Origin of the sequence: Mucilaginibacter limnophilus, from assembly GCF_004005815.1 — a bacterium.
GTDB lineage: Bacteria > Bacteroidota > Bacteroidia > Sphingobacteriales > Sphingobacteriaceae > Mucilaginibacter > Mucilaginibacter limnophilus.
This window is the reverse complement of sequence record NZ_SACK01000001.1, coordinates 879,359-902,264: the sequence shown is the minus strand read 5'-3', so window position 1 is coordinate 902,264 and position 22,906 is coordinate 879,359. Positions and strand designations below refer to the sequence as shown.

At 42.8% G+C, this 22,906-nt stretch carries 14 protein-coding genes; 2 read left to right on the top strand and 12 right to left on the bottom strand.

Annotated elements, in window-relative coordinates; genetic code table 11:
- Window positions 1-2: 2 nt before the first annotated feature.
- The 11 genes from EOD41_RS03705 to rbsK form a co-directional block, all read right to left on the bottom strand.
- The gene (locus EOD41_RS03705) at window positions 3-1,145 is read right to left on the bottom strand and encodes an acyltransferase family protein (protein WP_127703415.1); all 1,143 of its coding nucleotides are present in this window, start codon (window positions 1,143-1,145) and stop codon (window positions 3-5) included.
- Complete coding sequence (locus EOD41_RS03700; protein ID WP_127703414.1) at window positions 1,120-3,330, bottom strand: alpha-N-acetylglucosaminidase; 2,211 nt, start codon at window positions 3,328-3,330, stop codon at window positions 1,120-1,122. The genes EOD41_RS03705 and EOD41_RS03700 overlap by 26 nt, the downstream gene beginning before the upstream one ends.
- 4 nt (window positions 3,331-3,334) lie before the next feature.
- Entirely contained in the window at window positions 3,335-4,357 is a 1,023-nt protein-coding gene (locus EOD41_RS03695) for a nucleoside hydrolase (protein ID WP_205780485.1), read from the bottom strand.
- 9 nt (window positions 4,358-4,366) lie between these two features.
- A complete protein-coding gene (locus EOD41_RS03690) occupies window positions 4,367-6,088 on the bottom strand; it encodes a GMC oxidoreductase (RefSeq protein ID WP_205780484.1) in 1,722 nt (573 codons plus the stop codon).
- A 5-nt stretch (window positions 6,089-6,093) separates the two neighbouring features.
- Window positions 6,094-7,005: a TIM barrel protein gene (locus EOD41_RS03685; RefSeq protein ID WP_127703561.1), complete on the bottom strand. Its 912-nt coding sequence runs from the start codon at window positions 7,003-7,005 to the stop codon at window positions 6,094-6,096.
- A gap of 3 nt (window positions 7,006-7,008) precedes the next feature.
- A complete protein-coding gene (locus EOD41_RS03680; protein WP_127703413.1) occupies window positions 7,009-9,129 on the bottom strand; it encodes an outer membrane protein assembly factor BamB family protein in 2,121 nt (706 codons plus the stop codon).
- Between the two features lie 79 nt (window positions 9,130-9,208).
- Window positions 9,209-10,762 (bottom strand): RagB/SusD family nutrient uptake outer membrane protein, encoded by a 1,554-nt coding sequence (locus EOD41_RS03675; protein ID WP_127703412.1) that lies wholly within the window; start codon window positions 10,760-10,762, stop codon window positions 9,209-9,211.
- Window positions 10,763-10,782: 20 nt separating this feature from the next.
- On the bottom strand, window positions 10,783-13,797 hold the full coding sequence (locus EOD41_RS03670) for a SusC/RagA family TonB-linked outer membrane protein (RefSeq protein ID WP_127703411.1): 3,015 nt from the start codon (window positions 13,795-13,797) through the stop codon (window positions 10,783-10,785).
- Window positions 13,798-13,816: 19 nt separating this feature from the next.
- Entirely contained in the window at window positions 13,817-15,799 is a 1,983-nt protein-coding gene (locus tag EOD41_RS03665) for an alpha-amylase family glycosyl hydrolase (protein WP_164849876.1), read from the bottom strand.
- Window positions 15,800-15,822: 23 nt separating this feature from the next.
- Window positions 15,823-16,827 (bottom strand): GRP family sugar transporter, encoded by a 1,005-nt coding sequence (locus EOD41_RS03660; RefSeq protein WP_127703409.1) that lies wholly within the window; start codon window positions 16,825-16,827, stop codon window positions 15,823-15,825.
- 18 nt (window positions 16,828-16,845) lie between these two features.
- Window positions 16,846-17,772: a ribokinase gene (gene rbsK / locus EOD41_RS03655; protein ID WP_127703408.1), complete on the bottom strand. Its 927-nt coding sequence runs from the start codon at window positions 17,770-17,772 to the stop codon at window positions 16,846-16,848.
- 193 nt (window positions 17,773-17,965) lie between these two features.
- Between rbsK and EOD41_RS03650 the strand changes: the two genes are divergently transcribed.
- Window positions 17,966-19,501, top strand: coding sequence for a hypothetical protein (locus EOD41_RS03650; protein ID WP_127703407.1), 1,536 nt, complete (start codon window positions 17,966-17,968; stop codon window positions 19,499-19,501).
- On the opposite strand, the gene EOD41_RS03645 is transcribed toward EOD41_RS03650, so the two are convergent.
- On the bottom strand, window positions 19,502-21,526 hold the full coding sequence (locus EOD41_RS03645) for a S9 family peptidase (protein WP_127703406.1): 2,025 nt from the start codon (window positions 21,524-21,526) through the stop codon (window positions 19,502-19,504). It lies immediately after the preceding gene.
- A gap of 242 nt (window positions 21,527-21,768) precedes the next feature.
- On the opposite strand from EOD41_RS03645, the gene solA reads away from it, so the two are divergent.
- The gene (solA, locus tag EOD41_RS03640; protein WP_127703405.1) at window positions 21,769-22,902 is read left to right on the top strand and encodes an N-methyl-L-tryptophan oxidase; all 1,134 of its coding nucleotides are present in this window, start codon (window positions 21,769-21,771) and stop codon (window positions 22,900-22,902) included.
- Window positions 22,903-22,906 lie beyond the last annotated feature (4 nt).

Here is a 22,906-nt window from a genome sequence, read left to right as displayed (position 1 = left end):
GCTTATATCTTTATAAAGATATTCCGCTTATTCAGGTACCATGCCACGCACCAGCATAGCAGCATGGCGCTAATGGCAAACAGCAGCGAACCTAAAGGGCCTGGCGCTACAGGCTGATAATATCTTTTGTTTAACCAGTCGTACACATCTGATCGGGGCGCCACGGGAATACGATATAGAATGATCACTAAAAGTTCTGAAAAAATATATATCAGTAGCGGATTTTTACCAAAAACTGTAAAAAAGCTCGTCCACCGGGAAAGTTTCTTAATTTCGACTATATAGATAAGCATTCCAATAACCAGCAGATCGAGCCCGCAGGTTAGCAACGCGAATGAACTTGTCCACAATTTTTTATTAAAGGGCAGCAAAATATTCCATCCTGATGCCAGTATCACCATAATGCCGCCTGTAAGCAACAGGCGAAAAACAGTAGCATTGCTTTTTCCTTTTGATTGAATAAATGTACCTGCATAATAACCGATGATGACATTGACTATCGCCGGAATAGTACTTAAAAGTCCTTCCGGATCAAACGGTATACCCTCGCCCATATATAAATGTGCTTCACCTAAAAGAAATCTATCCAAAAATAATCCGGCGTTGCCGGTCATACTCAGCGGATCATCTGCCGAACCATACTTTAACAATATATACCAGTACCCCCCAAGTAAAAGCGCTGAAATAATAACCACCGTCCGGGTTTTCAGGTAGTAGATCATTAGCGAAGCAAAACAATAACACAATGCAATACGCTGTAAAACACCCATTACGCGAGTATGCCCTACATCTGCAAATGTGTAATTACCTGTTTCGTCAACATTATAGAACGGGAACCAGTACAGTAAAAAACCAATCAAAAATATGAGTGCCGTACGCTTGAAAACGCGCAGCAATACCTCTTTGCCGGGCATTGAGTAGTACTTCTTCATTGTAAAACTCATTGCATTGCCCACAGCAAATAAAAATGATGGAAAAACAAGATCGGTTGGCGTAAAGCCATGCCAGGCAGCATGCTGCAATGGCCAGTAAGCATCAGCACCGCTGCCGGGTGTGTTAACGATGATCATTAAACAGATGGTAATACCCCTGAACACGTCAAGCGACAAAAAGCGCTCCTTAGTTTGCGCCAATGGCTGTTGCATATTTTTGATAGAGATATTTGCTAATTTGTAATGCGTCGCCTACGGGTTTATTCACAAATTTATCATGCCGGGTTGTCCACTCCCACTCAAAATCAAATGATTTTTGTTCAAAGGCTTTATCTTCATATGCTTTCCCTGATTTTACGGCTTCAGTAACATCATTAATGAACATTTCCCAACGTCTATGATAATAGCTTTTCATCAGTCCGGCCCAATTGCGACTGGCGTAATCGGTAAGTACACCCCCCCTCGCTCCCCACGTAGTTAAAATGCGACGAGCATTTGCTTCGTAATAATTCCGCTCTTCAGGGTTTATACCCATGGCACGTGCCTGGTTGATCCATCTGCCAAGCAAGAACGAGGAATGTGTTGCCAGCAGCGTGTCCATATCGTCAATTACGTGCAGCATGGCATCACCGTTCAGTTTCATTGAATCAAGGTTTTTGCTGTTATATGCCGCCGTAAACCTGTCGCGAAGCACATTGAAATAATTACCCAAAGCTTGTCGGCCAATGTTTATCAGGTCAAAACGTGCCGTAGCAGTAAGCGTATCGCTGTTGAGCATAAGCCGCCATGCTTTTAACAGGCTCTTGTTATCATAAGGAATTTCCGGATTGGTGGGCCATTCACCATGACCGGTTAAGCTTGGCCGCGCATTAGTAAGCGGCGATTGTCCTAAAGCGGCATTTTTTATATACACTTCATTGTTTAAAACATTCCATGCTCTAACAATGCTATCACTTGCCGCGCCGTGCCTGCGGGCCGCCCAATTAGCTATCCACTTATCAGTATCAGTTGGCCCTGCCGACCATGCCTTTTCCAGCACGTACTCATATATTACCGGGTTCATATCGAAACCTTCCAGTGTTGAGCCAACACCCCACATGTTTTTACCGCCGTTTATAAAAGCGTTTTCCATGCGCTCTTCAACTTGTTTGAGGTTACCAGCAAGCATGGTATTGCCACCAAAATTACCCAGATAGCACCATATGTAGGGTTGACCAAAAAATTTATCAGTTTGCTTCCACACTTCGGTGCTATCGCAGTAATAATCTAGCAGTATCATTTTGTCCTGAGGGACAGCTTTGAGATAGGCTTTTATGCGTGGATTTGTCCAGTTTTCGCGTTGAAAGTAGAATATCCATGTCATTTGCAGCCATTGTGCTGCCGGATCGGCTGCTTTGAGAGAACTGTAAGTATTTTTAGAAACACTCGCCAAATACGAAGATTCCCAACTTGGTGGGGTGACTTCGTTGAATGGGTCGGTGCCGTAAATATGATCGGTACCAAATAAGGTAGTCTGTTCTTTCAAAAACTCTTTCTGAATGGCATTGTACAACGGGTCGAACGGGTCGAGGAAATAGCTTTGGTATTTTTTGTCGAACTCAGCCCATTCACCCAGCGACGTTATTTTCGCTTTCGGGAATTTAGTTTTCAGCAATTCAGGCACATGTCCTGCAAAAGCGGGTAATATCGGTTTCATACCTAACTCCCGCTCTCGCGCCACAATTTTTTGCTGCAGTTTTAGCTGACTGCTTAGCCATGACTGCGGCAGCGGACCATCCCAATGGTCGAGATTTGCCATACGGTGCCAGGGCAGAAACGCCGGGCCGGTAAAGTAACCGCGTATCTGCGCATCAGTTAAGCCGTATTTTTTCCAAACTCTGTACCAAACTGCCTCCTGCCCGGTAATAGCCAGCGGCATGTTGATGCCGTTCAAGGCCATCCAGTCGATAAACCATTGCCAGTCGTCCCACTGCCACCAGGGCATGGTATAGCCGAAAGTGCAATAGTTTAGAAAGAAACGGTTTTTGCAACGCGCCTGTTGCCTCACTTTTTGCGGAACTGACGGCAACTGCGCAGGCAGGTAAAGCGAATCGGCTTTGTACCACGAAACAGAAGTATTGCAATAATATTTTAGATAATGATTCAGCCCAACTGCCATTGAATTGGCATTATTACCTCTTATAATTAGCCTGCCGTTTATATCTTCCAGTTCAAAAACATCTATTGCAGACGTTATTTTTTCAAACTGAAAATGTTGCTGATATTTTACGGGTATTAACCTTGCCAACAGGCTTTCGGCTGCCTTTACTGCCAGGAGTGCAGAAGAATCGGCGAACAGCTTTGGCGATAAAAACAGCAGCAGGACAAACACTATACTTTTAGCGAAGGATTTTTGCATAGCACTATTTTGGCTGGTACATCATCATATCATTTATCAGCTTTTCCACCTCTTTGGGCGATTGTTTTTCTATAAGATAGTAATGATTTCCGTTATTTTTTACCCAGCTGTTTTCGCCACCATCAGTTACTTTTATAGTTCCCTGTTGCAATTTATAGTAAGGCTCGTGTCCGTTTACACCAACTAAAACAGCCGTTTGATCCCAGCTTTTACGGCCGATGCTGTCTTCATCAGCCATCGGGATGCTTATCCTGAAAACATCCTGAACCGGGCTGTTCTTTATTTCTTTTGGGTTTATCAGAGGAAGACCGGTAAATATTTTAGCGCCAATTTCATATCCGCTGAAAATTATTGGCTTGTTGAAGTTCTCGAACACATACTTTGATGCTGCAGGCTGTTCATCAACATTAAACTCACGTCCTGAAGGAAACTTACCTGCCATCGATACCATCTTGATTACTTTCTTTTCAATAAGCTGCGGACCGGTTAATGGTGAGTACTCATCAGCTTTTGACTTCAACAAATCAGCAATATTATTAAAAAAACCTACTGTAATTATAGTTACGCTGCTGTCAGGTTGCACAGAAAGTATTTTGCGGTAAAGCTTTACCGCATCAGGCGCTTCATCATTCGATTTTATTTTATGGGGATATTTGGCCACCAGTGTGTCCGACCAATGCTGCCAGTCGGCCGTGGTTAGCGCATCCCCTTTAGGTACACCGATTGGAATATCCGGCTTTTTGAAATAGGTGTTAAGCACATTTAATACCGCCGCTACACGCGGATATTTTGTGCTGGCCATGGTAGCGAGAATGTTGGCTTTTCCTTGGTTTTCGTAATAATGCAACAGTGTTATGGCGCCAACATCGTCATAATCGGGTCCCATGTCTGTATCAAAAATAACATTTACCGTTGCTACCGAATCGCGGGTTTTTTCCTGCTGATTTTGCTTTTGTTGTTTATTGCTGCATGCTGCCATCAGGCCCATACCACCAACTACAAAGCATATTAAAAAGCGTTTTATCATAAATGATGATTAGATATTCTGACGTTTAAGTTCCTCTACCGCAAAATCAACTGCACGGGCAGTTAATGCCATGTAAGTTAACGACGGGTTTTGGCAGGCTGTTGAAACCATGCAAGCACCGTCGGTTACAAATACGTTTTTAGCCGCCCAAACCTGGTTGTTTCCGTTTAGAACCGATGTTTTAGGGTCAAGGCCCATGCGGGCGGTGCCCATTTCATGGATACCCTGCCCCGGCGCCTGCTCCGAATCATAGGCTTCGATGTTTACAAAGCCTGCCTTTTCAAGCATTTCGGCACCGGTTGCTAAAATGTCTTTCAGCATGGTTAGTTCGTTGCCTTTGTATTCGCAATCAATTTCCAGTTCAGGTATACCCCATTGATCTTTTTTCGTATTGCTGAGTGATACCCGGTTTTCATGATAAGGCAAACATTCACCCATGCCGTTCATCCAGATATCCCAAACGCCGGGTTCGGTAAGCGCGTCTTTAAATGCCGCGCCAATGGTTTCATTACCCGGATTGCCCGTACGCCGTGAACCACCGGCCGCAAAAGCATAACCGCGTATAAAATCTTTCTGAATATTACTGCCGACATTTCTGAATCGCGGAATATAAACACCTGTAGGCCTTCGACCATAATAGTATTTATCCTGCAAGCCGTGATACTCGGCATTAACATGGCCGCGGTAGTTATGGTCCATCAGGTTGTGGCCAAGTACGCCGCTATCATTACCAAAACCGTTAGGAAACCTTGATGACGTGGAATTCATAAACAGCAGCGTAGTGTTCAAAGTACCCGCATTCACAAATATTACCTTAGCAAAGTATTCTGTAGCCTGATGTGTATTGGCATCAATCACCCTCACCCCTTTAGCTTTTTGCGTTTGCTCATCATAAATAATGGAATGTACTACCGAGAACGGCCTCAGCGTCATATTACCCGTTGCGGCAGCGGAAGGCAATGTTGCGGAATTACTGCTAAAGTAGCCTGAGAATGGGCATCCCCTTGCACACATATTGCGGTATTGACATGGCCCGCGGTTGGTTAATCCTTTAGACAGGTTAGCTGTACGGGATATAATGAGCTGTCTATCTGAATAATTTTTATCGATGCTTCCTTTCAGATGTTCTTCTAAAGCGTTCATGCCCATAGGTGGTAAAAACTCACCATCAGGCAGGTGCGGTATGCCGTCGCGGTTGCCGCTTATGCCGACAAATTTTTCTACGTAGGAGTACCAGGGCGCAATATCCTTGTAACGGATAGGCCAGTCGACAGCGATACCTTGTTTTGCGTTTGCCTCAAAATCAAGATCGCTCCAACGTTGTGTCCATCTGCCCCACATAAGCGATTTCCCGCCAACCTGGTAGCCGCGTATCCAATCGAAAGGCTTTACCTGTTTATAGGGATGCACATTATCGTTAAGAAAGAAATGCTGTGTGTATTCATCATAGGCATAACAACGACTGGCAATTGGATTTTCATCAGTTTGTTTTAAAGGCAAAGTACCCCTGTGCGGCATTTCCCAGGGCGCTTTAGTAGCGGTGGGATAATCCGTTATATGCTCCACATTCCGGCCACGTTCAAGTACCAGCGTTTTCAGGCCTTTTTCACAAAGCTCCTTGGCCGCCCAACCACCCGACATGCCCGAGCCGATAACAATAGCATCATAAGTATTCGCCGCTGTGCCTTTGCTGTTAATGTTTACAGTATCCTTTAATCCTTCGCTTATCATAGTGTCTACCATCCAAATATCTTGTGCACATATTCACGACTTAATTTCAGATCTTCTTTTATTGGACGTACCGGAGGTTTATCAAAAGTCAACTCGATAGCCGCAGTACCGTTAAAATTTACATCTTTTAATGCTTTGGCAATACCCGGAAAATCTATAACGCCCTCACCTACCGCTTCAGTCCATACGCCACCGGCCGTTTGGTCGCGAAGGTGCATGTAAATCATTTGCCCACCATACTCGTGGACGAAAGCAACAGGATCTAAGCCGGCACGCACCACCCAATTTAAGTCAGGACCCAACTTCATATCAGGTATCCGTTTAATTAAACCTTTCCACTCAAATTGATCGTACTGAAGTTCATTAATATGGCTATGTATATTAGCTACAACGCCATGTTTCTCACATACTTTAATGATTTCTTTTATAACCAACGCTTCATTATCTAGATGCTCTTCTGTTTTTTTCTCTTTTAAAAAACCTGTGGTTATGCCAAATTCAGTAGCGCCAAGCTTTTGCATGTTACCGCTTACCAGTTCCACATCTTCCAATATTTCAGTATGCTGATTTTTGTCGAACATTTCGGCATAGTATGAAATACCGGTTACCTGTACACCATGCTTTTTGCTGATAGCGCCGATATTTTCCACCGCGTCTTTTCGCCGCAGATGTATTTCCATCATCTCGATACCTTTAATGCCGGCGTATTTATAGTCGGCAAAAATAGTATCCAATATAGGCGTACAATCCCAGTCGGGCGGAAACTTGCGGGCATACTCCCATAAATGCGCGCTTAGCTTCACCTGAGTACCCGGCGTTCCGGCATCAGCGCAGCCCGGCAATACCTGACTTAAAACAGCGGCGCCCGCAAGGCTGCCCGCTGCTTTTAAAAAATCACGACGTGTTTGATCCTTCATACCTTATTTTTTATCAGGTAAAGCAAATGCCACATAACTATCTCCCGAAGGCGATTCAAGTTTTGTGCCGCCGCAGGCAATAACTACATACTGCTTACCATTAACTTCATAGGTACTTGGCGTGGCAAAACCGGCCGCAGGAAGCTTGGTTTCCCATAGCAACTTACCTGTCTTTTTATCGTATGCACGGAATTTACTGTCCTTTGTACCTGCAATAAATATCAGTCCGCTTGCTGTTACCACCGGACCGCCGTAGCTTTCGGCACCGGTTTGCGGTATGCCTTTAGCCATCAGTTCAGGAAATTCACCGTAGGTAACTTTCCATACATATTCGCCGGTATTCAGGTTGATGGCATTAAGCGTACCCCATGGCGGGCGCACTGCCGGATAACCGTTTTTATCAATAAACTTGCTGTAGCCTGATATTGAATACGTAGTTTTGGTTTTGCCCGGTTCTTTAGCCAACCCCGGCTCTTTGGCTTCAACCTTCTCATCACCAAACAGAAATCCAACCAGCGATTCTTTTTGTTTCTCGGTAATTTTCGGGAAAGCAGGCATCATACCTTTGCCATGCGATACAATATTTTTTACAAAGTTCTTATCTCTGCGAGATTTAATGTCCACCAATGAAGGGAAGCCACTTTTTGGATTTCCTTTACGCTCGGTACCATGGCATGCCGTACAGGTCATCATATAGATGCTTTCACCGGGTGTCATGCTCACCAACTGTTCTTCAGTTGCTGATGGCCCTAAAGATATCCGCCATGGCATCTCGCTGCTGTTAACATACATTATACCATCCGGGTCAACACCTGCTCCGCCCCATTCGGCACCGCCGTCGAGGCCTGGGTAAATTATCGTACCTTTTTCGCTAAGCGGCGTGAATATACCTTCCGAACGGCTTTGCCTGAACAGATCGAGCAACTCTTGCCTGTTCTCGGCCAGCGGGCTTACATCAGCTTCGGTAAAGGTTTGCCTTGCATATGGCGCAGGCTTAACCGGGAATGGCTGGGTCGGCCAGCTTTCTTCACCCGGAATGTCTGATTGCGGTACTTTTCTTTCTTCTATCGGGAACAAAGGCTTACCTGTTTCCCTGTCGAATACAAAGACAAGTCCCTGCTTGGTTACCTGTGCTACGGCATCAATCTTTTTACCGTCGCGGGTAATCGTAATCAGGTTTGGCGGAGCCGGCGGATCTCTATCAAGAATATCATGGTGTACAAACTGAAAGTGCCATTTGCGTTTACCGGTTTTGGCATCAAGCGCCAGCAAACAATTGGCAAACAGGTTGGTACCCTTACGGTTAGCGCCATAAAAATCATACGCGGCTGATCCGGTTGGAATATATATTATTCCGCGCTCACGATCAACGGACATGCCCGACCAGTTGTTGCCTCCTCCTACTTCAGTATTTTTATAAGTTTCAGGCGGCCATGTATTGTAACCATATTCGCCAGGCAAAGGTATGGTATGGAAAACCCATGCAATTTTACCGGTAACAATATTGAAAGCCTGTATGAATCCCAATGCTGCGTCGGTACCTTCAGATACACGTAAAGGCATCACAATCAAATCTTCATAAACAGTGCCGGGTGTGTTTGATATCACCATTTTATCAATGGCCGTTTTGCCAAGACCCGCTTTTAAGCTCACGCGACCTTTATCGCCAAACGATAAAACAGGCTTACCGTCAGCCGCGTTTACTGCATACAACCATGGCCCGTTTGTATATAAAATGCGTTTATTGTCACCTTTTTGCCAGTAGCTTACACCACGGCTTGTACTAAACTGATCGGTACCTTCGCTTTGTACACGCCATATTTCTTTACCTGTAGCGGCGTTGATTGCAAAAGGCTCGGTAGTAGCCGTCATACCATATAAAATGCTGTCTACAATGATAGGATTGCATTGTATCTGGCCCGAATCAAGCGTATGGTATTCCCACGCAACCTGCAGTTGTTTTACATTTGATGGGTTGATCTGCTCAAGTGTAGAATAATGATTACGCTCGGGTCCACCGAGGTATTCTGCCCATTGTTTTGAGCCGAAAGATGGTTTATCGGAATTACATGCAGCAGCTAAAACGCTTAACGCCAAAATTCCGATAGTATATATTTTTCTCATTTGTAAGATAAAATCTTAATTAGATACTGGTTGATGTAATTAAAGAACCACGGCAATAAAGCTGCCGTGGTTCCTGATATTAATTATAACCTGGATTTTGTTTTAGTGCCGGGTTAGCTGTTATAGCGTTAAACGGTATTGGGAAAAATTTGCGGAAAGGCTGTGATGCCGGCTTTTCCCACCACTCATCGTTAAAGTGGCCAAAACGTATCAAGTCTTCCCTGCGGTACATTTCATAAGCAAATTCACGACCACGTTCGTTAAGCAGTTCGTCAAGCGTTAATGTACCGGTGGTATAAGTGGCATCCGGGTCGCCGGCCTCAAAGCTGCGTGCCCTTACGTCATTTATCAGATTGACCGCTTCAGACGTTGCTGAACCACCGTTTTTACGCATTAAACTTTCGGCCTTCATAAACATGATATCTGAGAGTCGGAAAACCACCAGGTCATTACTCATATTAGGCAATGTGCTGTATTCAACCTCATACTTTATATTCACTACGCCATCTGTCCAGCCGCCTTCAAAGTTTTCCAAAGCCTCGATATGCGGGTTCAACACAAGTTGCTCTTCACCATCGTAAACAGGTTGTTCTTCACCATTTTCATCAGTATAGAACTGCGGACCGTAAAGCCATTGCTGTTTACGGAAGTCATTATCCTGAAAAAGATTGAAGAACGACTCTTCAGTAACCGTTTTGTACCAGGCGTCTTCCAAGCCATATTTTACAGGCGCAAGGCTCCAATGCAGCTGCTGTTGCGCAGCATTAAATTGCTGAGCACGATTGGCGTCAAAAGGCACTACAAATATGTTCTCCTGACTACTTTCGTTGTGTACCAGGAACGGTGTGTTCCAGGCTTCATCAAGTGTGTACTCGCCCGAGTTAATAATCGCATTACATTGTTCAATACAATCATCCCAGTGCGCTGTTCCCATTACAGCCTCGGCATTCAAATACAATTTGGCAAGTAAAGCGCGTGCGGCGTTCTTGGTAAAATGCCCGTACCAAAGCGGATCACCTTTATCACCCAATAGTGGAATATTGTCTTTTATTTCTTTCTCTATCCAGCTAAAAACCTCAGCTGCAGATTTAGTAGCCGGACTTTGTTCGCCAACATGCTCAACTACAGGAATGTTTCCAAAATCACTCCAGGCCCAATAATAGTGCAAGGCACGCACTAATTTAATTTCGGCTATCATTTGTTCTTTACTGATTTCTAACCCCATGCCGCTTATATCTTTATTTGTTATCGCATCAATAAATGCGTTACAAAAACCAATGGCCTGGTACATATCATTCCACTCCAATTCTATCCATGGCTCTGCCGATGTCCATGTATGTCTGTGAAAACGATTCCAAGCTCCGTTCTGGTCAACATATCCGCCGCGAACCGGCGCTACCGCTTCATCGGTAACAAATTCCTGAAGTGCAAAATGTACCTGGTAAATATGGGTTTGTATAAAAGCGTAAGGCATTACATAGCCTGATAATACCTGATCTTTTGTTTGATAATAATTGTCAGGCGTAGTTGAATCGTAAACCTTTTCATCCAGCTTGGTACAGCTGCTGAAGGTAAACAAGGCGGTTGTTATTACAGCAATACAGGCCTTGTATATATATTTTCTATTTTTCATAATTGTCTTAACATTAAAGGTTAAAAACTTGCTGTTACACCAAAAGTGAAGGTTCGGGTATACGGATAATAGCTGTAATTTGGCTCAACACCGGGCCCTACAGTAAATTCATTGTCACTTGTCAGGTCAACGGTTAACGGTAGCTCAGGATCACTTCCTGAAAAACCTGTGAATGTTAACAAATTAGTTGAGGTTGCAAACAAGCGTAAACTTTTAACATAACCGCCCGATTTTACAGGAAATGTATAACCGATAGTTAAATTATCAACTTTCAGGTAATCTCCTTTTTCAAGGTAATAGTCTGAAAAATACATCTGATCTTTCACCGCATTATTCAATGCCGATGTGAAAAGGTTCATGGTAGTGAAGTTACTCAGGTTTTCGTGGAATATACGCTTGCCATTAAGTGCTTTAAAGCCTAAGGCGCTTCTTAATAAAATCGTAGCGTCAAAATTACCAAACCTTAAATTATTGGTTAAACCCAAAGTATATTTCGGCACTCCGCTGCCAAGATAGAAATAACTGTCACCCGCTTCTTCAGCCAATACAGCTTCGCCGGCCTGATTGTAAAATAACCATTTTCCATCTTCACTAAATCCGGCAAATTTACGTCCGTAAAATACGCCAATCGGGTAACCTTCAGCTACACGCTGGGTAAAGCCTACACCTGTATTTGTGATGTTAAGTGATGTACCTTTAAATTGTTCGCTTTGTACTGATACAACCTCATTTTGGTTGTAAGCGCCGGTAAAGCTTACGTTCCAGCTAAATTTGCTATTTTTAACTACCTGAGCATTCAACACGGCTTCAAATCCTTTGTTAACCATGTGCCCCGCGTTAGCAAAAATGCTTGGATAAATTTGCGAAGGAAGCTGAGCTGTATAGTTACCTATAAGGTTCTCTATCTTACGGTGGTAATAATCAATTGAACCGGTTAGCCAGCTGTTGTTAAACAATGCAAAATCAAAACCAACGTTTACCTCTTTCTTTATTTCCCATTTCAGTGCCGGATTGGCGTTAATAGCCGGCCCATATGGCAATACCCACTGGCCGGTTTGCCCGTCGCCTAAATAGCCATTCTGATAAATTGAGTAAGGTTTCAATATCAGTAATGATTGATATGGGCTTAAGCTTTGCTGGTTGCCTGTAACACCGTAGCCGCCACGCAATTTCAGGTTTTTGACTATTGTACTGTTTTCAAGGAAGTTTTCTTTTGAGATAACCCAGCCGGCTGATGCTGACGGAAAACCGCCCCATTTATTCTCTGCCCCTAAAACGGTTGACCCTTCACGGCGATAGCTTAGGTTAACCAGGTATTTCTCATTATAATTATAAAGAATACGGCCAAAGAAAGCAACTAATTTGCGCTCGCTTGCACCACTGCCTACAAACACACCACTACGGTTTGCAAGCGGATCTAAATTATTTAAAGCGTTACCTGCGCCAAGATTATAATATAAGAAGGCATTGGTATTGAAGCTATTATTTCCTGCGCCAAAATAATCGTTAAATTCTCTTTGATATGAATAACCACCTAACAGATCGATGTTGTGTTTATCAAACTGTTTTGTATATGTTAAGGTACCTTCGATTATGTTGCTTGAAAAATTGTTTTGTGACCTTGAAGCCTGGCCACCGGTTTGATACTGAACCTGAAAAAAGTCTTGATTACTGCTAAACGAGTTATTCAGATAACCGTTTTTAATCATTGAATAGCTTAAATTAGCTTTAAAAGTCGGCAGTATTTTATAACTGGCTGTAGCTGTACCCTGAAACCGCGATTCTTCAGCGGTGTTTTTATTGTTAGCCAGATTTGCAACAGGATTCCATTGCAGCAGGTAGGCAATATCAGGGTTTTCAAAAAAAGTACCATCCTCATTCCTGACAGGATAAGTTGGAAGCATATTTAACGCTTGTGCCATAGCGCCATAATTTGCAAAGCTGCGGTCGTCAAAAGTATTAGTGAGGTTTAATGAGAAGTCAAGCTTGTCGTTGAAACCTTTGGTATTCAACCTTAACGTACCGTTGATTGATTTACGGGAGGTTGCGTCATCTATACCTTCAAAATTCCGATAGTTTATAGAGGCATAATAATTTGTATTATCATTACCGCCATTTACCGAAAGGTTATGAACATTGCTTACCGGTGTACGTGTAATTTCATCCAGCCAGTTTGTATTTGCCCCCCTATCATCAACAGCAATTTCGTTTTCCTCTCCAAGCTGCTTATACTGCCCCGCATTAAGCATATCATACCTTCTGGCAATCTGATCAAAAGCAATACTGCCATTATAGGTTATAGTAGCAGCACCGGTTTTGCCCCTTTTGGTTGTTACTATAATTACACCGCCTGTAGCACGCGACCCATAAATTGCAGCAGCCGAACCATCTTTCAAAATGTCAATTGAGGCAATATCAGCAGGTGCAATAGTTTGCAAATCCCCATTCGGAACGCCGTCAATTACAATCAAAGGGCCGTTATTACCATAAACAGATGAAGCTCCCCTTAGTAAGAAACTTGCACCTGAGTTAGGATCAGAGGATGTACGGCTTACAGCTAAACCAGCCACTTTACCTGCAACCAACGTAATGGGATCGGATATTAAACCGGTATTAAAATCTTCCGCTTTAACAGTAGCTATAGCCCCGGTTACCGTTTCACGTTTTTGTACGCCGTAACCAATTACTACTACTTCATTAAGCGCTTTTGCATCACCGATAAGTGTAATGCGTAAAGTGCTTTGACCGCTTACAGCTACCTCTTGCGTAAGGAAACCGACATACGATACAACCAATACGCCTTTACCACCGGGAACGTTTACACTATACTTACCGTTAGCATCACTCACAGTGCCCTGGATTGTGCCCTTTAAACGAATGGTAACACCTGGCAACATCTCTCCCTTCTCGTCCATCACGGTACCTGTAACTACCGCGCCGTTTTGTGCCAGCACCTTCGTGCCAACACTAAAAATTAAAAGCAACATAAACAGCCATTTTGGCCACCTATGGCTCAGGTTAGTAAAAATTCTCATATGAACATATTTAAGTTAACTAATTAGTGAGCAATAACCATTTTACAGCGTACCCTTCCATTGGCACGCTTAATTCATACACTGATTTGGTTTTATTAAGTTTATAATTTGTATTTGTTAACACATCTGTTGCAAGCAATGGCTTATCAGCCATTTGTACATTTTGCATGTTTATGGTAGCAGTATTTGCAGCACCGCTTAAATTTAACAGCACTATAAAATGCTGCTTATCTGTAAAGCGGTGTAGTGCTACTACGTTGTTTGCCTCTGTTACCTGTACCGGATTGGTTCTGCTTTGTGAAAGCGCCGGATATTGCTTGCGCAGATCAATTAATCGCTTATAATAGGCAATCATTCCCACACTATCAAGCTGTTGTATGGTTTTATCGGCATAAAAAATGGTACGCCCGCTGTATGGGTGATTTATACGACCAATTTCCTGTCCGTTAAATAGCATTGGTATACCGGGCATTGCGAATAGCAGACCCGCAGCCATTTTGGTTTGTGCCAGCGTATGCGAACCGATGAATCTTGGCAGATCATTATTTTCAAGAAACCTAAGCACAGGCTTATCAAGCACTGTTTCATGAAAAATGGCCTTGTTTAATTTAGCTGCACGTTTTGTACTATCAGCAAGATTGAAAATAGTGAGGCTTTTTTTATTGTCATGATGTGTTTGCCATGTCCATTGTGATATCCATGCAGTATCTGCTGTCCAGTCGTACGCAGCATCAAAACCTTTTGCAAATACACTCGGATCTGTCGCTTTGTCTTCAGCAAGTAACAGTACATCAGGTTTAATAATTTTAAGTTCGGTTCGCAAACGATGAGCAAATTTTGGTGTGCGTGAATTTATTCCCCATACGGCATCAAAACGATAACCGTCGATATCAAACTCACGCAGCCAGTACTTACATATTTCAATCATCCATTGCTGCACCTCAGGGTTCTGATAATCAAGGTTTACCAGTCCGTTCCAGAAGTAGTAAACAAATTTGTTACTATCAGTATGATAAAATGACGAATATGGTGCGCCATCGTTGGTATGCTGATAGAATTTAAAGTAATGAGAATCAGTACCATTTTTTATACAATCGATTGCATAAGGGTGACTAATAGAAGTATGATTAGGCACTAAATCTAAAAGTACACGAAGGTTTAACGCTTTGGCTGAATTAACAAGTTTTTTTAGTTGCTGTGCATTACCTAACCTTTCATCAATGGTTAAATAATCAATAACATCATATGCCTGCCCTCCTTTTTCTGATTTGGTGACAGGCTGAAGATAAATAGTGTTTACACCAAGCGCTTTTATCTCGGCAAGCTTGGCGGTAATAGCATCAAAACCAGCTTTTTTTACAAAGTAAGCAGGTGTTATTTGGTAAATTATCGCGTCATCAATCCATTTTGGGGCATCGTTATCAATGTTAAATGCTTTAACACCTTGCTTATCCCGTGTAACATAAGTTTTGTATATAGCCGAATCGGCACCTGCAACAACAAGAAGGTTGAAATAATAAACACCTTTTGCAGCGGGTACTTGCACACTTGCTGTTGATTTATTGGCTTTTGTAATAACAACTTTTTGAGGATTACCTTTAGCTGCACTCCAAAAGTATTTTAATGCTTTTTTATCGGGATTATTTAAGACTACGGAGGTAAGCGCTACTGTATTGTCTTTAACTTCAGGCACAGGTTTTACTACAGGCAGCTGGTTATAACCTAAAGTTAAATTGAGCACAGTTGATTTTGAACCGCTTGCTGCATCCTCAACCCATATTTTATTTTCATGAACAGCATCTATTGTAAAACTGAAAGCATTATTTACAACATCAATATTAAATTGCTTTTTATTATGATGGACAGTAAGTTGTTTTGCAGCAAAGCCGGATATTGTACCTGTAATGCGTTGCGATGGTAGCCAGATGGTAGCGTCTTTTTTATGCAAAGTAATATCACCTGCTACACTTTGTAAAAATGTGCATGTTAAAAGTGCTATCAATATGTATATCTTACTTAACTGCATTATTTACCCCCCGCAATTATTATAGCTGCCAAGCCTGCAACAAAGCAGATAAACATACCTGTTAAAAGTCCTGTTACGTTACGGGGCGATTGTTTAAACTCACGCCATATTGCCACACCCCATATGGCTGCCACAAGTGTAGCGCCCTGCCCAAGTCCATATGATACCGCAGGACCGGCTTTTCCGGCGGCAATCAGATTGAACAAATTACCAAGCGCCCATATCGATCCTCCCAGGATACCTGTTAAATGAAATGAACCTCTTCCCTTGAAATAATCTTTATAAGTTACCGGCGGCCCTTCTACAGGACGACGCATAATAGCCGTATTAAATACGATATTACTTATTACAACACCCACCGCAAATACAACAGAGGCTGTATAAGGTGTCATACGTCCAGGTGCCGGACTTACAAAATTATCCAGGTCCATTGATGCCGCTACAAAGCGGTAGAACAGTGACATTAGGATACCTGCAACAACAGATATGGCTATGCCTTTTAGCCCAGCAGTTTTAGTGCCTGATGCAGAAACCCTGTAGGCACGTGCATTTAATATAATAGCTATTGTAACCAGTGTAATACCCAGCGCAAGTAAAGTAGGGTTACCTTTTTCAAGCGCGACATAATTTACTATCACGCCTAATATAAGCGCTATGCCTATACCTACCGGGAATGCTACCGACATGCCCGCTATGGCAATTGCGGCTGTAAGCAATATGTTAGCGAGGTTAAAAATTACACCACCAATAAAGGCGCTTAACAAATTTGCAGGCAACGCCTGCTGCAGATCGGCAATAAAACCGCGACCTTGTGTGCCGTTACTGCCCATGGTAAATGCGGCCACCAGCGAGAACAATAAAATGCCAAGAACATAGTCCCAGTAAAACAGTTCGAAACGCCATTTGCCGTGCACCAGCTTTTGCGTATTGGCCCACGAACCCCAGCACAGCATGGTGATCACACAAAACAGAACTGCCAATGGGTAACTTTCAACAATAAACATTTAAGTATGTAGTTTAATTTATAATATCGATATCTTTTTTACTATCAACTCGTTACGATATGGTATTGAGGATTGTGCCCCCAGTTTGGTAACCGACAGCGACGCTGCGAAACAGGCAAATTCAACGGCGGGAATTATCTCCTGGCCTTCGGCTATAGCAACAGCAAGTGCGCCATTAAATACATCACCTGCAGCCGTAGTATCAACCGTATCTACCTTATGCGCTGGTATAAGTGTAAACTCATTATCAGTTAACACTAAAGCGCCTTTCGAACCAAGGGTAACAATTACATCTTTAACCCCTTTTTCATGCAGTACCAACGCGGCTTGTTTGGCATCCTCTATATTTTTCACCTCGATACCGGAAAGCATTTCCGCTTCTTTTGAATTCGGGGTAATAATATCAATGCGTTTGAGTAACGCTGGTGAAAGCGCATTAGCCGGCGCCGGGTTTACTATTACTTTTATATCTCTTTCAGCCGCGTATTTGGTAACAAAATCTACTGTTTCAATAGGTATTTCTAACTGTAACAGAATGATATCTATATCACCAATTTTTTGCAGACATGCATCAACGTCGCCCGGCATTAAGTTGGCGTTTGCGCCAGATGCTACCACAATACTGTTCTCTCCTGCCTGATCAACCATTATCAATGCTACTCCTGATGGCGATGTATGGTCAGATAAAATACACGAGGTATTAATTCCCTCTTCATCAAACAATTGCGACGATTGCTTTCCAAACACATCGGTACCTATCTTGGTAACAAAGGTCGCGTCGCCGCCAAGGCGTGCTACTGCTACAGCCTGATTAGCGCCTTTACCACCCGGGTTCATAAAAAAGGAGCCGCCAAGCACCGTTTCACCCGGAACAGGCAGATGTGTGGTTTTTACAACCATATCCATGTTAGTGCTGCCAATGACAGCAATCTTCTTTGATTCCATTAAAAAAGACGAGAAAGGGGTTTTGTATTGGGTTTAGTCAAATATATAGGCAGTAAAAATTTACGCATTACCATTTTTCATTAAAAAATATAATCTTAAAATGATTACATTTACAAAAATCAAATTATAAAAACCTAATAATCAGTTTCATATAAAACTAAAATAAAACTGATGATATAATCACCTGTTCGCCATGATAAAAAATGACGTTGTACGATTGGTTAAAACCTTGTCTTCGGCCGAGAAACGTTACCTGAAACTGTATTGCAAAAAGCAATCGGTAAGCAGGGCTTATCTGCTGTTGTTTGATCTTATCGACCAGACTCCGCTTAGAGACATGGAGTTGCTGGAACAAAAGTTCGGAAAAACCAACCCGGAAACATCTTTTGACACGACAGCCAAATACCTGATGCGCGTTATTACCGATTGCCTGATACAGCTGCGAATTGATAAAGACAGCCTGTTTCAGCAAATGCAAACTTTTATGCGGGCAAAGGTATTGCTTGATCGCTCGTTAATAAAAGAAGGCATGAAGGAGCTGCACAAAGCCAAAAAGCTTGCTGAAGCATCGCAAAACTATTACCTGGAGTACCTTGCGTATCGTGCCGAACTGAATGTATTTGCCGACCTTAACTTCCGGGAGGTCACTGAAGAGGCGATGATAGAAATGCAGATGAAAGCGCGTAACCTGTTAAAGTCGCAATTCCAGATACATGAACACCATTCATTATATGAACTGTTAAAGTTCAGGCTGATCAATATCGGACGATCATTGTCAGAACATCATAAAAAACAGCTGAACGACCTGCTGTTGAGTGAGCTAAGCTTAGTGACTAATAAAGTGGCGCATAACTTTGAGTCGAAAAAGCTGCACCTGTTGTTTCAGTCGTTTTTCTTTACCAGTATAGGTGATTATAAATCAGCTCTTAAGACTTTCTCGGAGTTAAATGAACTTTTTGAGATCAATATCCATATACTTGGGGATCCGCCGTACGATTACCTTTCGGCCCTGGAAGGAATTATGGATAGCCTGCGTACTATAAAGGCGTACGACAGGATTGAATTCTACATAAACAAAGTAGGCGGATTGATACGCAGCAGCCATACCGAACAGTTTAACTTGCAGGCTACCAAAACAGCCATCACCTTCAGGCTTACCTTATTTAATGCTGAAAAAAAATATAAAGAAGCGCTTAACTATATAAAAGAGTTACCTGCTGACATCATAAAAGAAACTATTATAGTTGATTACGAAAAACATTGTGAGCTTTTATTTTACATGGCAGCCGCGCATTTCGGTTTAAATGAATGGGAGAAATCGCTGAAATACCTGAATAAGATCACCTTGCTCGAAAAATCAAATCCGCACTTTCCTATTTATAAAGCAGCACGTTTATTAGCCATACTTGCTCACTATGAAATGGGTAACAACGAATACCTGCAGTATGAGATTAGGTCGTATAAGCGTTCGGCAAAGTATAAAACGGAAACATTGAAAACTGAGAAACTGATCTTTAAAACAGTAATGCTACACCCAAACCGGAACAGCGTGGTGAAAAATAAACTGTTATTAAAAAAACTTCAGCCCTCAATAAACGCTGTATTGAACGATAAATTTGAAATGCAGATATTAAAGTTTTTTGACTTTGCCGTATGGATTGAAACCAAGTTTACCGCCACCAAACAACCAAAAGCACGTAGTATTAAGGAAAGTAAACCGGCAGCATAATTACTTAGCAGCCGGCATGTGTGTATTGAACCACTCGATAGTGCGGGTGGTAACATCTATCATATCCTCCTGCTTATAAAAGCTGTGGCCTTCGTCTGCATAAACCATTAGTTGTGTGGGTACTCCTAATTCTTTAAGCGCATGCCAGTATTGGAAAGACTGCGGCGCAGGTGATTCACCATCGCGTTCGCCTACCAGTATTAAAGCAGGTGTTTTTGTTTTTTTAATGTAGGTGATTGCCGAAACCTTTGCGTAAGCTGCCGGATCATCATAAGGTGAAGCGCCGAAGTATGAGCGCATCCATTTGTCTATTGAGTTCTGTCCGTAATAACTTAGCCAGTCGGCCGAACCTGCACCAGCTACCACCGCCTTAAATTTATTGGTTTGCGTACCGGCAAACATGGCTTGCGAACCGCCATAACTCCAACCCAGCATTCCTACCCTGTTCGTATCAATTTTATATTGCGAAGCTACCGCATCAACGCCGGCAACAATGTCCCGCAGGTCGCCAAAACCCCAGTCGCGGCGGTTGGCGCGTGTAAATGCTTCACCCTGCCCATAACCGCCACGCGCGTTTGGAAAGAAAACAAAATAGCCCATTTGTGTATAAACGGTGGTGTTGAAATCGGGCGCCATCCAGGTTGGCGTAGCTATCCATGCAGGGCCGCCATGTACAGTCACCAGCATCGGGTAAGTTTTATTTGGGTTGTAATCCTTTGGAAATAATAGCCATCCCTGTACATTATACCCTTCATTATCCCACGTGATATTCTTTGATTGCGGCATAGGCAATTTTGCTTCAGTATTTAAACTGGTGAACGGCTTTAATTTATTTACGGCGCCTACCCATACCTCAGGCAAGGTTGACCAGCCATGCGAAACAAAAGCAAGTACCGGCCCGCCCTTAACATCACTTACCGACAAGCTTAACGAAGTTGAAGTTGCCCCTATTGATGCATCGGCCGTCCATAGCCTTTTAGTTGCTTTTGTGTTAGGGTTTAGTGTACTAATAGCTACCGAACCCCCGGTAAATTCTGTCATGAGGATGGATCCGTCGCGCATCCACTTAAACCATCCTGGTGTAGATTTACGATCAGGGGTTAGATTGTAGGGGCGGCCTTTACCATTAGCAGCTACTGTAAAAATCTCGCCGCCTGTACCACCCTGGTCGCTCATCAGGCCTTCAATAAAACCTATCCGCTTACCATCAGGCGACCATTTTGGCAAAGCAATCTGCCACTCAGGTTTATATACTAATGTGGCTTGTGCCGAGGATAAATCCTGACGATATAATTGTGCAATGTACCAGTTATCGTCGCCCGGAGGCTGCGAAGCGGTGTATGCCAGATTTTTGCTATCGGCCGACCAGTCGTATTCAAAAACATATAAGTCGGTAGGGCTAACCTGTTTTGTTTCGCCGGTTTGTGCGTTCACTATTGCTATACGCTGTATATCCCGGTTTACTGCCGAATCGATCAGCCCAACCTTGCGCCCGGTGGCAGCCATTGGCGATGGTTCGCGGCTGGCGTCTTCCACATACAATACACTTATATATTTACCATCAGGCGACCACTTAAGGTGCGATACATAACCTTTAAAAGCGCTTAGTTTTTTTGCAGGGATTTGTGTGCCCGAAGTATTTGCGATATATATCTGATTTTGCCCGTCTTCTTTATCTGAAAGAAAAGCGATCAGTTTGCCATCCGGTGAAAATTCAGGCTCGGTTTCATAATAATATTCGCCGCCTGTAGCAGCCGTTACCCTTGTTACTTTAGCCCGGTTATTCACAGGCGCAAAATAAATACCATGTGTACTGTTACCTTCAGGGCCATCGGCTGCCCAAGCCACGAGCCTTCCATCATGGCTTATTACACCCTGCGAAATATATTTTACCTTTCCCTGCTGCTCAACAAACTGCGCTATCTGCCTGCGGATTGTGCCACCGGCAACGGTATCAGGCGCCTGAGCAAATCCAAATCGGCATATAAAAAATAAAACTGTTGTTAAACAAGCACGGTTAAGCATGGTTTATAAGTTTAGCAGGAAAGACAAATAAAAATACAAGTATTATTTATTACATACCATTTTTGGCTTTTATCTTAAAACGTTAAAGCAAGAAATACTTAAATACCAATAGCAATATATTGATTAACAACGCTTCATGCAGTTATAAAATCTATTAATTTAATAATCATAATTTATCACCACATTGTTATTTACATACCGATTATAATATTTCTCATAATTTAGCCTAATCTCAAAAAACAATGAACAACACGTTTGATGTAATGGTATTGGGTTTAGGTGCGGCAGGCAGCTCGGCTTTGTATCATTTATCAAAAACGGGTAAGCGTGTATGCGGTATCGATCAGTTTGAGCCCCCGCACGCACAAGGCTCTTCTCACGGCCAAAGTCGTATTACCAGGCAAGCCTACCACGAAGACCCGCTGTATGTACCATTCATTAAAAAAGCGTACGAGCTTTGGGATGAGGTAGAAAAAAATTCAGGTAAGCAACTGTTTTTAAAAACCGGTGGACTAATGCTTGGCAGCCCTGATGCAGGCGTAATTAAAGGTGCTGAACTAAGCGCTCGTACGCATGATATTCCTTATGAGTATTTAAGCAATCATGAAATAAGCAAACGATTTCCGGCTTTAAAACCTAATAAGGATACTGTTGGTGTACTGGAGAAAAACGCAGGTATTTTGTTTCCTGAAGAATGTGTTAAGGTTCATCTGGAGTTAGCGACTGCCAATGGAGCAAAGATACACACAAGTGAAAAAGTGCTTGCTGTTACTGCGGGTACTGACATGGTAGAGGTTGTAACCGGTAATGCTACATACAGTGCTAATAAAGCAATTATTTCAACAGGTGCCTGGATAAGTGAATTTCTGCCCGACCTTAACCTGCCCTTATCTGTTGAACGGCAGGTGTTGTACTGGTTTAAAACAAACAATGTGCATCAGGCGGATATATTTGCACCACAAAACCTGCCCGTTTACATTTGGGAATATGCCCCAAAAAAGATGTTCTATGGCTTCCCTGATCTGGGTGACGGAATAAAAGTGGCACATCATCATGTTGGCGAGCCCACTACTCCGCACACTTTGAACCGGAACATTAGCGATGAGGAAGTAGAGGCCATGCAAGATGTAGTTAAAGAGTATTTCAACCTGAAACCAGAGTTCAATTACGGTGCCGTGTGCATGTACACCAACACACCTGACGAGCGTTTCGTTATCGACTATCACCCGGCTCATAAAAATATTATTATTGCCAGCCCTTGTACGGGCCATGGTTTTAAATTTGCAAGCATTACCGGTAAGCTGTTAAGTCAGCTGGCGCTGGATAGTAAACCTGAACTGAATATTGATATTTTTAGCGTGAACAGGTTTTTATAACTAT